This is a genomic window from Shewanella sp. POL2 (genome assembly GCF_000282755.1).
Lineage (GTDB): Bacteria > Pseudomonadota > Gammaproteobacteria > Enterobacterales > Shewanellaceae > Shewanella > Shewanella xiamenensis.
The window spans coordinates 1-13084 of sequence record NZ_AKZL01000108.1 but is presented as its reverse complement, the minus strand read 5'-3'; the positions used below and the strand labels follow the sequence as shown (position 1 = coordinate 13084).

Annotated in this window: 9 protein-coding genes and 1 pseudogene; 9 read left to right on the top strand and 1 reads right to left on the bottom strand. The window is 46.6% G+C overall.

Going from position 1 to position 13084, the window contains the following annotated elements:
* The 5 genes and pseudogenes from oadA to SHEWPOL2_RS19565 form a co-directional block, all read left to right on the top strand.
* Nucleotides 1-1718: pseudogene (gene oadA / locus SHEWPOL2_RS19590) on the top strand (sodium-extruding oxaloacetate decarboxylase subunit alpha); the annotation flags it as partial.
* Between the two features lie 8 nt (nt 1719-1726).
* Nucleotides 1727-2857, top strand: a complete 1131-nt coding sequence (locus tag SHEWPOL2_RS19585) for a sodium ion-translocating decarboxylase subunit beta (RefSeq protein WP_037419548.1) — start codon at nt 1727-1729, stop codon at nt 2855-2857.
* Between the two features lie 648 nt (nt 2858-3505).
* Nucleotides 3506-4108, top strand: coding sequence for a GNAT family protein (locus SHEWPOL2_RS19575; RefSeq protein ID WP_037419555.1), 603 nt, complete (start codon nt 3506-3508; stop codon nt 4106-4108).
* Nucleotides 4109-4197: 89 nt separating this feature from the next.
* Nucleotides 4198-4653, top strand: coding sequence for a GNAT family N-acetyltransferase (locus SHEWPOL2_RS19570; protein ID WP_037419745.1), 456 nt, complete (start codon nt 4198-4200; stop codon nt 4651-4653).
* A 44-nt stretch (nt 4654-4697) separates the two neighbouring features.
* Nucleotides 4698-5093 (top strand): hypothetical protein, encoded by a 396-nt coding sequence (locus tag SHEWPOL2_RS19565; protein ID WP_037419558.1) that lies wholly within the window; start codon nt 4698-4700, stop codon nt 5091-5093.
* Nucleotides 5094-5143: 50 nt separating this feature from the next.
* Here the strand turns inward: SHEWPOL2_RS19565 and SHEWPOL2_RS19560 are convergent, their stop codons facing one another.
* Nucleotides 5144-6037: a LysR family transcriptional regulator gene (locus SHEWPOL2_RS19560; protein ID WP_037430889.1), complete on the bottom strand. Its 894-nt coding sequence runs from the start codon at nt 6035-6037 to the stop codon at nt 5144-5146.
* Nucleotides 6038-6178: 141 nt separating this feature from the next.
* Between SHEWPOL2_RS19560 and SHEWPOL2_RS19555 the strand changes: the two genes are divergently transcribed.
* The 4 genes from SHEWPOL2_RS19555 to SHEWPOL2_RS19540 all read left to right on the top strand — a co-directional run bounded on the left by SHEWPOL2_RS19555 (nt 6179) and on the right by SHEWPOL2_RS19540 (nt 13057).
* Nucleotides 6179-6949: a TSUP family transporter gene (locus SHEWPOL2_RS19555; RefSeq protein ID WP_037430888.1), complete on the top strand. Its 771-nt coding sequence runs from the start codon at nt 6179-6181 to the stop codon at nt 6947-6949.
* 292 nt (nt 6950-7241) lie between these two features.
* On the top strand, nt 7242-8441 hold the full coding sequence (locus SHEWPOL2_RS19550; protein ID WP_037430885.1) for an exonuclease SbcCD subunit D: 1200 nt from the start codon (nt 7242-7244) through the stop codon (nt 8439-8441).
* Nucleotides 8438-11494 carry an SMC family ATPase gene (locus SHEWPOL2_RS19545; RefSeq protein WP_037430884.1) on the top strand — a complete coding sequence of 1019 codons (3057 nt, stop codon included), beginning with the start codon at nt 8438-8440 and terminating at the stop codon, nt 11492-11494. The genes SHEWPOL2_RS19550 and SHEWPOL2_RS19545 overlap by 4 nt, the downstream gene beginning before the upstream one ends.
* A 267-nt stretch (nt 11495-11761) precedes the next feature.
* Nucleotides 11762-13057 carry a peptidoglycan DD-metalloendopeptidase family protein gene (locus SHEWPOL2_RS19540; RefSeq protein WP_037419574.1) on the top strand — a complete coding sequence of 432 codons (1296 nt, stop codon included), beginning with the start codon at nt 11762-11764 and terminating at the stop codon, nt 13055-13057.
* The last annotated feature ends 27 nt before the right edge of the window (nt 13058-13084 follow it).

Here is a 13084-nt window from a genome sequence, read left to right as displayed (position 1 = left end):
ATTGCACCTTTACTTGATAAAGTCGGTTTTGGTCGCTAGAGTCTTGGGGCGGAGCGACCTTCGATGCCTGTATCCGTTATTTGGGGGAAGACCCTTGGGATAGGATCCGCGAACTGAAAAAGATCATGCCCAATACGCCTCAACAAATGTTGTTGCGCGGTCAAAATCTATTGGGTTATCGCCATTATGCCGATGATTTAGTGACACGTTTTGTCGAGCGTGCGCATGCCAATGGTGTCGATGTCTTCCGTATCTTTGATGCGATGAATGATGTGCGTAACCTAGAGATGGCAGTTAAAGCGGTGCGTGATGTCGGTGGGCACGCGCAAGGCACAATTTCCTATACGACTAGCCCTGTTCATTCGGTTGATACTTGGGTTGATATGGCAAAGCGTCTTGAGGACATGGGCTGCCATTCGCTGTGTATTAAAGATATGGCGGGCTTACTCAAGCCTATGGAAGCTTTTGAGCTGATTAACCGTCTAAAATCACAAACTCAACTCATGCTATCTCTGCATAGTCACGCGACTACAGGGCTGAGTACTGCGACCTATCAAAAGGCTATTGAGGCGGGAGTCGATGTACTCGATACCGCGATTTCATCCATGAGTCAAACCTATGGTCATACGGCAACTGAAACGGTAGTCGCTATGGTGGAAGATACTGAACGTGCAACAGGCTATGATCTTGTATTACTTGAGGAGATTGCCGCTTATTTTCGTGAGGTTCGCAAAAAATACGCCAAATTCGAAGGTGCGCTAAAGGGGATTGATTCCCGCATTCTACGTGCTCAAGTCCCTGGCGGCATGCTGACAAATATGGAGAGTCAACTCAAAGAGCAAGGTGCACTAGATAAGATGGATGCGGTGCTGGAGGAGATCCCTCGGGTACGCCAAGATTTAGGTTTTCTGCCTTTGGTCACGCCAACCTCGCAAATTGTTGGCTCGCAAGCCGTTATCAACGTACTGATGGGACAAAGATACCAATCGTTGACGAAAGAGACTGAAGGCGTGCTAAGGGGCGAATATGGTGCTACGCCAGCGCCAGTGAATTCAGAGTTGCAGGCAAGAGTACTTAATGGGCAGGTGGCGATCACCTGCCGTCCTGCGGATTTACTCGTACCAGAGTTAGACAAGTTGCGTGCAGAGTTATTATCAAAGGCGCAGGATCAAGGGATTAGTCTCGTCTTAGATAGTAAGGAAAAGTCTTCGGACGATGATTTACTTATTTATGCGCTCTTTCCACAGATTGGCTTACAGTTTTTAAAGCACCGTCACGATCCAACCGCCTTTGAGCCAAACCCTGAACTTGCGCCAATCTTACCAGTTACGCCGCGTGAGGCCGAAACCTATACCGTCACGGTTGAGGGGCAAACTTATGTGGTTGAGGTTGCCGAGGGCGGCGAAATTAGTCAGATCCAACCTCAAGGACAGGTAGCTTCGCAGCTTAATTATGCCCCTACTTCTCATTTAAACAGTGCTCCATTGGCTCAATCCGCCGAGATTAAGCTGAAGATGAGTGCGCCGCTATCGGGCAATATCTTTAAAGTGCATGTGGGGATTGGCGACAAGGTTTGCGCCGGCGATGTGGTGATCATCCTTGAGGCGATGAAAATGGAGACAGAGATCCGCGCTCAGGGGGATGGTGTTATTACCCATCTCTTTGTGAAAGAAGGCGATTCAGTTGTCGTGGGTTCTCAATTATTGGCCTTAGCCTAGGAGTCTATATGGATGGTTTACTGGCGTTTTGGGCCGAAACGGGCATAGCCCATTTTACCGCTGGGCAGGTCTTAATGATGGCCGTTGGCATGTTGCTGTTATACCTCGCTATCGTGCGTGGATTTGAGCCTTTGTTGCTGTTGCCTATTGGCTTTGGTGCAGTGCTGGCGAATATTCCCAACGCAGGCTTTACCCAAGAGGGGGGAATACTCTACTACGCCTATCATGTGGGGATTGAAACTGGCGTTTTTCCACTGCTGATCTTTATGGGGGTCGGAGCACTGACAGATTTTAGTGCACTGATCGCCAACCCAAAAACCTTATTACTCGGCGCGGCGGCGCAGTTTGGGATTTTCGCGACCTTAATTGGCGCTATAGCGCTGAATTTGGTGCCAGGCTTTGAATTTACCATGCAGGATGCCGCAGCCATTGCCATTATCGGTGGCGCGGATGGACCAACGGCTATTTTCCTTGCCTCTAAGCTTGCACCTGAGTTACTGGGAGCGATTGCTGTGGCGGCTTATTCCTATATGGCGTTGGTGCCGATTATTCAGCCGCCGATCATGCGTTTACTCACAACCCAAGCGGAACGTGAGATAAAAATGGAGCAGCTACGGGAAGTCAGTAAAAAGGAGCGGATTATTTTTCCGCTGATGGTATTAGGCTTAACCATTCTGTTTTTACCCGCGGCAACGCCACTGGTAGGGATGTTTTGCCTTGGTAACTTAATGCGCGAATCGGGCGTGGTGGATCGGCTCTCAAAAACAGCACAAAACGAGCTGATTAATATCGTGACGATTTTTTTGGGCTTAGCTGTCGGCTCTAAATTATCGGCCGAGCAGTTTTTGCGGGTAGAAACCTTGGGGATCTTAGTACTTGGTGCCCTTGCTTTTGGTATAGGTACTGCCGCAGGAGTGTTGATGGCAAAACTGATGTGTAAGTTATCCGGCGGTAAGGTTAATCCGCTGATTGGGGCGGCAGGAGTATCGGCTGTGCCTATGGCTGCAAGGGTAGTGAATAAAGTGGGATTAGAGGCTAATCAGCATAACTTTCTATTAATGCATGCTATGGGACCGAACGTTGCTGGCGTGCTAGGTTCTGCGGTCGCTGCGGGGATACTACTTGCCGTACTCGGCTAATAGAATAAAACGAAAAATATAGTATTAACCCATAGTGTAAGGTTATCGCGCCTGCTAAAGCGAGTGGGATACAGTCAAAAGGCCTACTAGTGCGTGTTGACGTTTCAGGGTTATTTTTGCAGCAATTTGGCTGGCGTTTATGCAAGGCAAAGTCCGTGCAGTGTAGTTATTCTACATAAACGGACGATAACGCAGCATAAGAGTCAGCCAAATGCTGCCCGAAGGGTTCGTCTGGCAAGCCCCTGCTCTTACTTTCTGTTATAAGAGCCGCTCGTCATTTGAGTAGAATAACTACACATCATTGCTCGTTTCGCGAGCACCAGCTTTCCAGAACGAACAAAATTTAATCTCGAAACGTCAACACGCCCTAAATACATTGATGTGTTGGTAGGCCTTATATTTACACGATCTAAATAGGCTGGAGCCCTAGGCTACAGCGTGCCATGTGCTAAACCATGGCAGGCTTATGCACCGATTCATTAATCTGTCATTTTCAACGGTGAAGCTTAAGAGAAACTTAGCTATTGTCCGGAATAAAATTTATATAATCATGTTGAAAATAGAGGTTTTTTTATTTTATATAAATGATAGGCTAGTAAAAAGTGTGCGCAATAGCACACTTTTTACCGCGTTAATGGAGACGAGATAATGGGCAATGATGATCTTTCAGCGTGTTTAAATGGTGAATATGTCGTTCTAGAGCCTTTGTCGTTATCCCATGTGGCGGCACTTAGCTTAGCGGTCACCGATGGTGAACTGTGGCGTTTATGGTTTACCAGTGTGCCTGAGCCGAGTGAGATGAAAGCTTATGTAATGAAAGCCTTAGCTGAAAAATCCCGTGGGGAAAGTTTTCCCTTTGCGGTGCGAGACAAAGTTTCTGGTGAGATTGTGGGTTGTACGCGCATTTGCCATTGGGAGAGTGAGCATCGCCATTTAGAGATTGGTTACACTTGGTATGCTAAGCGCGCCCAGCGCACAGGTATTAATACCGAGGCTAAATTGCTACTACTCACCTTTGCCTTCGAAACCCTTGAGGCCATTGCGGTGGAGTTTAGAACCCATTGGCACAATCAAGCTTCGCGCCAAGCCATCGCTCGTTTAGGAGCCAAGCAAGATGGGGTTTTACGGAATAATAAAATTCTTAAGGATGGCACCATTCGGGACACTGTGGTTTATTCCATTATTGATTCTGAGTGGGCGACGGTGAAACATCATTTAATCTTTCGCTTACAACAGCGACTGGTAGTGTAAGGAATGATGCGTATCGCGCATATCTAATATGAGTAGATATAGCTTGATAAGACGTCAATATGGATATGGACTTAAGGTTGGTTAAGCCGATGGCAAATAGAATCATTCAAGCTAATGAGTCCCACAGTCATGATATTGCTCCTTTATTTAATGAGTATCGGCAGTTTTATGGCTGTAAGGATGATGTAGAGGCCGGTGAGCTGTTTATCCGAACTCGTTTGCATGAAGGGTCATCGGTGATTTTTTTTGCGCGCTCACCTCAAGGTTTAGGCTTGGGTTTTGTGCAGTTATATCCCAGTTTTTCATCCCTTAATTTAGCGCCGATTTTTATTCTGAATGATGTATTTGTCACGCAGCATGCGCGATGTGTCGGGCTAGGTCGGGCGCTGGTACAACGGGCAGCAGACTATGCTCGTAGCCAAGGAGCGCGTTATTTAGTGCTCGAAACCCAAAAAGAGAATTTACGTGCTCAAGGGCTTTATGAAGCACTTGGGTTTGTGCGCGATCAACAATTTGTAACCTATGAACTTGAGCTAAACCCTTAGCTTAAGTCGCTTACTCTTAATTACTAATAAAAAGGACAATATCAATGTTAAAAGCTTTTGCTATTGCAGGTCTTATGCTGACGATGAGCCACAGCGTGTTTGCGGATGAAGCCCAACAGGCTCTGGCTAAAGAAGCCATAGAATGTGCAGCCTATTATCAAATTAGCTCTGAAGCGATTGGCGCCATGAATGCCCCACAAATGCAAGCGGTGGGTGAACGCTTAAAAGCATCTAAAGTTGAAGCCGAAAATCTGGCGAAGAAATACCAGTCAGAAGCCGAGGTGACCCAAGCCGTTGCCGATGCCAAAGCTCGTCAAATACAAAGCCTGGGGGGCTCTAGTAATCTCGGGGTATTGATGGGGAAATATAAAGAAGAGTGTAAAAACTTACTGGCTGATCCTCAAAAGCGCCTCGATTATTGGACAATGGCAACCATGTAACGTGGTTACTATGACTGACGTAAAAACCACCTTCGGGTGGTTTTTAGTTTTTAGCATGCATTGCGATAAGGAGCGAAGAGGTCGAGCATCCACTCGATAAATGCTTGCACTTTTAACGGCAAGCTTGGGGATTTAGGTGTGAGTAGGTAATAAACGTATGGGCTGGTAAACGGTGCATGAAAGGGGATGACTAAACTGCCATTAGCTAATTGTTCTTCAATAAAAAAGCGTGGGATCAGCGCCGCGCCCATGCCACTGGCAGCTGCCTGACTCAACATGTAAAAATGCTCCACGCCGAAGGTTTGTTCTTGCGTGAGTGTTAAGCCTACCTTTTCAGCCCAATAATCCCAAAGTTCTGGGCGAGTGGTGTGTTTGAGTAAGGTGACATGATTAATATCCTCAATACATTTCAGTTTTGGGGCCAATGACGGTGCACAAACTAAGCACAGATCTTCATCCATGAGTTTGATGTAATTCACTCCCTTAGGCAGCTTGGTACTACTGCGGATCGCGATGTCGTAGCGCCCTTGGCTGAAGTCAACGGCAAAGTCACCTATCGAGAGATCCACATATAAATGTGGATAACGCGACTTAAATTGCTCCATACGAGGGATTAACCAGTTGATGGTTAAACTTGGTAATACATTGATGGCTAAGGTTTGTGGCCGAGAACCTTGGCTACGCAAATCGGCGGTGGCGCTCGATAGGGTTTGCAGCGCCGCTTGTACATGGGGGAAGTAACGCTTGGCTTCGTCTGTGAGTTCGACTTTTTTATGTAGCCTAACAAAGAGGGCGAAACCTAAAAAATCTTCTAATACCCTGATTTGTTTACTGATTGCGCCATGGGTGACGTGCAGTTCTTTGCTCGCCAGCGTCATACTCTGTAAGCGGGCAGCAGACTCGAATGCCCGTAATGCATTGAGCGGTGGCAAGCTAGTAAACATATTCATATCCAAATCAAGGTGTTTAACAAACGGTTTAGTGTGAGCTTTGCTCACGCTAGCGCGACAATAACTCCTTTGCATTTATAAGGCAAACGCAGTCTAATGCGAAGCCTTAGCTCCTATAACTCAATTATAAAAATCATGGAATTTGAATTAACTCTGCAAGTTGCAGCATTACTGTTTGGCGTGGCTATGGTGGCGGGCTTTATCGACTCTATTGCTGGAGGTGGGGGATTACTGACGATTCCTGCGTTAATGTGGGCTGGGTTACCGCCAGCGGTCGCCCTTGGCACTAACAAGTTACAGGCCTGCGGTGGCAGCTTTTTTGCGAGCTTGTACTTTGTTCGTAAGGGATTGGTTGATCTCAAAACTGTCAAACTCGCGCTGTTTTGTGCCTTTATCGGCGCGGCGTTAGGTACAGTGTTGGTGCAGTTAGTGGATACCAAAATCCTTGAGTTAGTATTGCCGTTTTTAATCCTCGCCATTGGTTGCTACTTTTTATTTTCGAAAAAAGTTTCCGAGGAGGATAGACATCAAGTCTTAACCCCTACCGCCTTTGCTTTTACTGCCGCGTTAGGTGTGGGCTTGTATGATGGCTTTTTTGGTCCAGGAACTGGCAGCTTTTTTGCGTTGGCGTTTGTTACCCTTGCGGGTTTTGGCCTCGCCAAAGCGACGGCTCACGCAAAGGTGTTGAATTTTTCGACCAATATTGCCTCGCTGATTTTTTTCGCCCTTGGCGGAAAAGTCATTTGGTTACTCGGCTTAGTGATGTTAGCGGGCCAAGCCATTGGGGCAACCTTAGGATCACGTTTAGTGGTCACTAAGGGCACAAAGATCATTAAGCCCTTAGTAGTGACCATGTCGCTGGCCATGAGTGTGAAATTGCTCGCCAGCCAATACCAACTGTTTTGATGATGATTTTGGTACGGATCAACTTTCTTCAAGCTGAGCACTGACCTTATTTGCGCTAATGGTGATCTGTTAGCGCAGTCTTCGACCTCATTGCTGTAAATCTCTCCACTCCCATTGTATTGACTATACTCAGCGGCATTTTTTAGGATAACCTAGCATTTTTTAAAGTGTTTTTAGGGTTTATTGGCGAGTCATTGGGCGAGATTATCCGACAAGCAGCTTTGACAAATAACTTAACGACAAGCATTCCGCGCCATAGCGTTGGCTTAGTATCCATTAAGGTTCAGCAATAATGCGATTTATTCACACCTCAGACTGGCATATTGGCCGTCAGTTACATAATCAATCATTACTGGATGATCAGGCCTATGTACTTGATCAAATTGTTGCATTGGCGCAGCAGCACAGTGTTGATGCGGTGATTATTGCGGGGGATATTTACGATAGATCGATTCCACCCGCCAGTGCCGTCGCTTTGCTTAATGATGTGCTTAATCGCCTTATTAACCAATTGGGTATACAAGTGCTGATGATTGCTGGCAATCACGATGGCCATGAGCGTTTGGGATTTGCTGCTAAACAAATGGCTGCCAGTGGTTTACATATTATTGGGCCGCTACAGGCCGAATTAGTGCCTACTCGTTTAACCAGTGCCAGTGGCGATGCTTACTTTTATCCGCTGCCTTACGCCGAACCTGCGACCGTGCGCCAAGTGTTTGAAACCGATGCCAAAGGCCTTAGCGTATCGAGCCATGAAGAGGCGATGGCGTTATTGTTAGAACAGGTCCACTCCCATGATAGCCAAGGTTTACCTAAAGTGGTGGTGAGTCATTGCTTTTTGGATGGTGGCAGCGAGTCTGAATCCGAACGTCCATTAAGTATCGGCGGCGCGGATAAAATTTCCCCACGGCTGTTTAGTGAGTTTGACTATGTCGCCCTAGGGCATTTGCATGGCCCGCAATATAAAGGCTGCGAACAAGTGCGCTACTCAGGCTCAATCCTAAAATATTCCTTTAGTGAGCAACACCAGCATAAGTCTGTCACCTTAGTGGATATCGCTGCGCAATCTCCCGCTCAAATCCAACTCTTACCCTTAACTGCGCTACGTGATGTGCGGATAATTGAAGGTGAATTGGCACATTTATTAGCAGTAGGGAAAACCGATGCCAAGCGTGAGGATTATTTAATGGTGCGTCTGCTCGATAAACACGCCATTTTAGATGCCATGGGCAAACTGCGCAGTGTTTATCCCAATGTGCTGCATTTAGAACGCACCGGATTGATGGCGGGCGATCAGGCGGTGGTGCTCAATCGAGATCATATAAAAAAAGGTGAAATGGCCATGTTCCGTGACTTTTTTGCCCAAGTCTCGGGGGATGAATTAACGCCGGCGCAGCAGGCGGTGATGGAGGATATCCTAACCCAGCTTCATCGAGACGAACTTGAACGCAGCGAAACACATCGTGACGTAAAAGAGGAGCAGGCAAAATGAAGCCTCTACAACTTTCCATGTCGGCTTTTGGCCCATTTGCTTCGACTCAGACCATTGATTTTACTGAACTTGGTGATAATCCGTTATTTTTGATCAACGGGCCAACTGGCGCGGGTAAAACGACTCTGCTCGATGGTATCTGCTTTGCGTTGTATGGAAAAACCACCGGCAATGAGCGTGAAGGCAGCCAAATGCGCTGCGATATGGCCGATGATAATCTGCTTACTGAGGTGACCTTTAGTTTTAAATTGGGTAACACTGCTTATCGTATTCGCCGAGTGCCCGAACAGGACAGACTCAAAAAGAATGGCGAGGGTTCGACAGTCCAAAAGAGCGAGGCGCAGCTGTTTAAGATCGCTCCCGATGGTACTGAAACCCTATTAGTCGCCAGTAAAGTCTCAGAGGCAACGGCTGAAATTGAAGCGTTAACGGGCTTAGACGTAGAACAATTTCGTCAGGTTATGGTGCTGCCACAGGGGAAGTTTCGTGAATTACTCATGGCTGACTCCAAGGCGCGTGAGCAAATTTTTAGTCAATTATTTCAAACCCATATCTATAAACGTATTGAAGATATCTTAAAGGCGAAGGCGGCCGATATCCGCGGCTTGGTTAAAGAGCAGCGTGCGCGTCGCGATGGCATTCTACAAACCGCGGAGCTAGCGAGTGACGACGAGCTTGCCGCTGAATTTAGTCGAATAGAACCCGAATTGGCGGCCGCTATCGCCGCGAAAGAACGTAGCACGGCGGCGCATCTACAGGCGTTAAAACAGCATGACAGTGCGCAGCAACGGTTTGCTGAATTTACTCGTTTAAGTGAATTAGAATCCCAAGCCACTTTGCTTCATGAACAGCAAGCAGATATTGCAGCGCAAACGGCTCGCCTGAATGTGGCAAAGCAAGCGCAGCGTCTTAAGCCCTTATTGGATAATGCGTTATCGAGGGAGCAGGAAGCGACAATTGCTAATGATCAGCGCAGCCATGCCCAAATGGCTCTCGATACGGCAAAGCTTGCGCTTGCCAAAGCTGAGATCGAAGCGCAGGAACTTATTCCCCTTGAACAACAGCTGCGCGATTTTGAACAACAACATAATCAACTCAGCACGTTAGTACCGCAGTTGGCAGAATTTTCTAGCCTTGAACAAGCTTTATCGCAGGCAAAAGAGATACTGCAACAAACCAAAGAGCAGGGGCAAGAGACTAAGACGGCGCTTGTAAGCTTAGTTGATCAGCGCAGCACCTATGAAAATCAATTGCCAGCATTACAACAGCAAAGTGAGCGTCAACTCGCGACCGCACAAGCCTTGCAGCAACAGCGCCACTTACTTGAGTTGTTCAAACAATGGCAACAAATCTGCGCCAAAGTTGCACAAACCGAAGAGGCGCTTGTACAAGCAGGATTACAAGGAAAGGCGCTGAGCGCGCAGCATCAGGCAGCGCTAAGTGACTATAAGTCTTTACAGCTCAGTTGGTTTCAAGGCCAAGCGGCCATTTTAGCGAGGGAGCTCAAACTCGAAGAACCCTGCCCAGTTTGCGGCAGTATCGAGCATCCTCATCCTGCAACCAGTCATGATCATTTACCAACGGACGCACAGCTGCAAGCTGCGCAGGATGCCGAGGTGAATGCACTCGAACAGCTCAGCAAAGCGAGGGCAGAGTATCGGGGGCTACAAAAACAGTTAGAAGCACAGCAGTCGCAGGCAAATGAACTGGCCTCCTCGCTGGGGGATACGGTTGAGTCCCCACTTGAATCGCATGTCCATCGGCTTGAGGAATTAACACACCAAGCAAAACAAGCTGAAGTCGCCACCCAAGCATTGCAGAGGTTACAGCAGCAAATCAAAGCGTTGCAGCAGCAAGAGTTAGTATTGACGCAACAATTAGAGCTTGAGCGTGAGCGGTATCATCAACAAGAAGGTGAAGTGGCGCGTCTATCCGGTCAATTAGCGGAAAAAGCGCTTCGGATCCCTGACGAATACCGCTCGCTTACTGCGTTAAATCAAGCGATTAATAATAATCAACGGCAGCTTGAGAACACTCGTGAGCAGATTCATGCTCTTAGAAACTCACTAAAGCAGGCATCTGAGCATTGTGTAGCTGCGCAAACGGCGCTAGAGGCTGCGATACAACGCTGCCATAGCGCAGATGAGCAGCAGGCTGTGGCCGATGGTGACCTTAACTCACAACTGCATTTAGCGGGGTTTACTGATAGGGACGCATTAAGGGCGGCATTGTTAGCCGATGAGCAAATTCAAGCGTTGGGCGAGCGTATTGAAACCTATCATCGACAGTGCGCCTTAAATCAATCACAGCTTGATCAGCTAAGAACTGAGCTTAGTGATGTCAGCGTGCCCGACCTTGATGCCCTAGAAGCCATGCTCGCAGAAAAGCACCAACAACTTAATCTCGCTGAAGCTACATGGAGCCAACTTAATACGCGGTTCTCTTTGCTTAAACAAACTCAAACACAGCTCAGTATTGTCGATCAAAAAGCGAAAGCCCTTGAGGATGAATACGCCATTATTGGCACCTTGGCCGATGTGGCCAATGGCAATACCGGCAACAAGATTTCTCTGCAACGTTTTGTATTAAGCGTATTACTCGATGATGTTTTACTCGCAGCAACTCAGAGATTACACCTGATGAGTAAAGGTCGTTATCGATTACTGCGTAAAGAAGACAGAGCGAAGGGAAATAAGGCATCAGGGCTTGAGCTTGAAGTCGAAGACGCTTACACCGCAAAAGTGCGTCCCGTGGCGACCTTAAGTGGTGGGGAGAGTTTTATGGCAGCTTTATCTATGGCGCTGGGTTTATCAGACGTGGTGCAAGCCTACGCCGGTGGGATAAAACTTGATACGTTATTTATCGACGAAGGTTTTGGCAGCCTAGATCAGGACTCCCTTGAACTTGCCATCCGTACCTTAATGGATTTGCAATCGGCGGGTAGGATGATCGGCGTGATATCTCATGTTTCTGAGATGAAAGAGCAGATAAACACTCGAATAGATCTGTTGAAAACCTCCCATGGGAGCGAAATCAAGGTGATTTTGCCTTAGTGTCAGTTAAAGGGATTAATTGTTTATTTAACTTATTGTTTTTATTGTGATGGAAGACGTTATTTTGTGCTATTTAACATCTGGATACAGAACGCACAATCGATTTAAAGTGCTAACTGACGCATGTTTTTGGGAAATAGTGCTGTTAAAGTGCAAAATAGCGTTTGTCATAATCGGTTTTTTGGGATAAGTTGGGAAAATTCGGGCTTCCCTAGGTGGGACTGGTTCAAAAATATAACGCAAAAACGATAACAAAAGGTGAAAGCGTTGCAGACAGGCAAACCCAATTTGGCTAATTTTCCGCAAATTCGTTTGCAGAATTTATCTTCAGCCCATAAAAATATTCTCCTCGTAGGTGGTTTATTGATCGGTGCGGCGATGTTAATGCCGAATGCTAATCATGTCGTACCCACAGCACAACGAATTCCCGTAGCTCTCGACATTGAAACTGTTTTACCGCAAGTTTCTGAGCCTGTTGATTCTACCACTGTTATTGACAATACCCCTGATTTTGAGCGTGTTATTGCCTCCGGTGATACTCTAAGCGCTTTATTCTCTAAGGCGGGTGTTGACCAGCTAACGATGTATAAAGTACTAGAGGCTGATTTAAATATTTTGGCACTCGATACCTTATTACCTGGAAACCGGATTCAGTTTTGGCTCGATAATGATGGCCAACTACAAAAGTTGGAGCTTTATTTTAACGCCGCACGTCAAGTCGTATTTACTCGTTATGAAGATGGTAGCTTCAACGTTGAAGAAATTAACGTTGAAGGCGTTTGGCAAAACCGCATTATTACTGGTGATATTAAAGGCTCATTTTACGTATCGGCTCAAAAAATGGGCTTAGCGGCAGCTGATATTCAGCGGATTGAAGATTTACTCAAAGAAAAAGTGAATTTTGCACGGGATTTACATGCAGGAGATAAATTTTCTGTTTTGGTAAATGATCAATATGTTGAAGGTGAAGCAACCGGTAGCAGCCAAATATTAGGCGTTAGCATTAAAACTGGGCGTTCAGAAATCAGTGCCTTTCAGCATACTGATGGCAGTTATTATGATGCAAAAGGGCGCAGTTTAGTGCGTGCTTTCCAGCGTATTCCATTGGCTAAACAGCCTCGCATGAGTTCACGTTTTAACCCTGCTCGTAAACATCCGATCACTGGCCGTATTTCCCCCCATAATGGTACTGATTTTTCTGTCCCTATTGGTACTAAGGTTATCGCGCCTGGTGATGGCGTGGTGAGTTTAGTAACGGATCACCAATTTGCAGGTAAATATATTGTGATTGAACATGGTGGTAAATATAGTACCCGTTATTTACACCTTTCAAAGGCATTAGTGCGTAAAGGCCAGAGAGTAACACGTGGCCAAGTGATTGCTTTATCTGGTAATACTGGGCGTTCAACTGGTCCGCATTTACATTATGAATTCCATGTAAACGGTAAACCCGTCGATCCAATGAAAGCCGATATTCCTATGGCGAGCCAATTAGCAAACCAAGAATTGCGTAGCTTTACGAATATGGTCAATAGTCGTCAGTCGTTGATGAATTTAGGTTAATTCATTTTCGTTTGTCCCGTTCTGAGT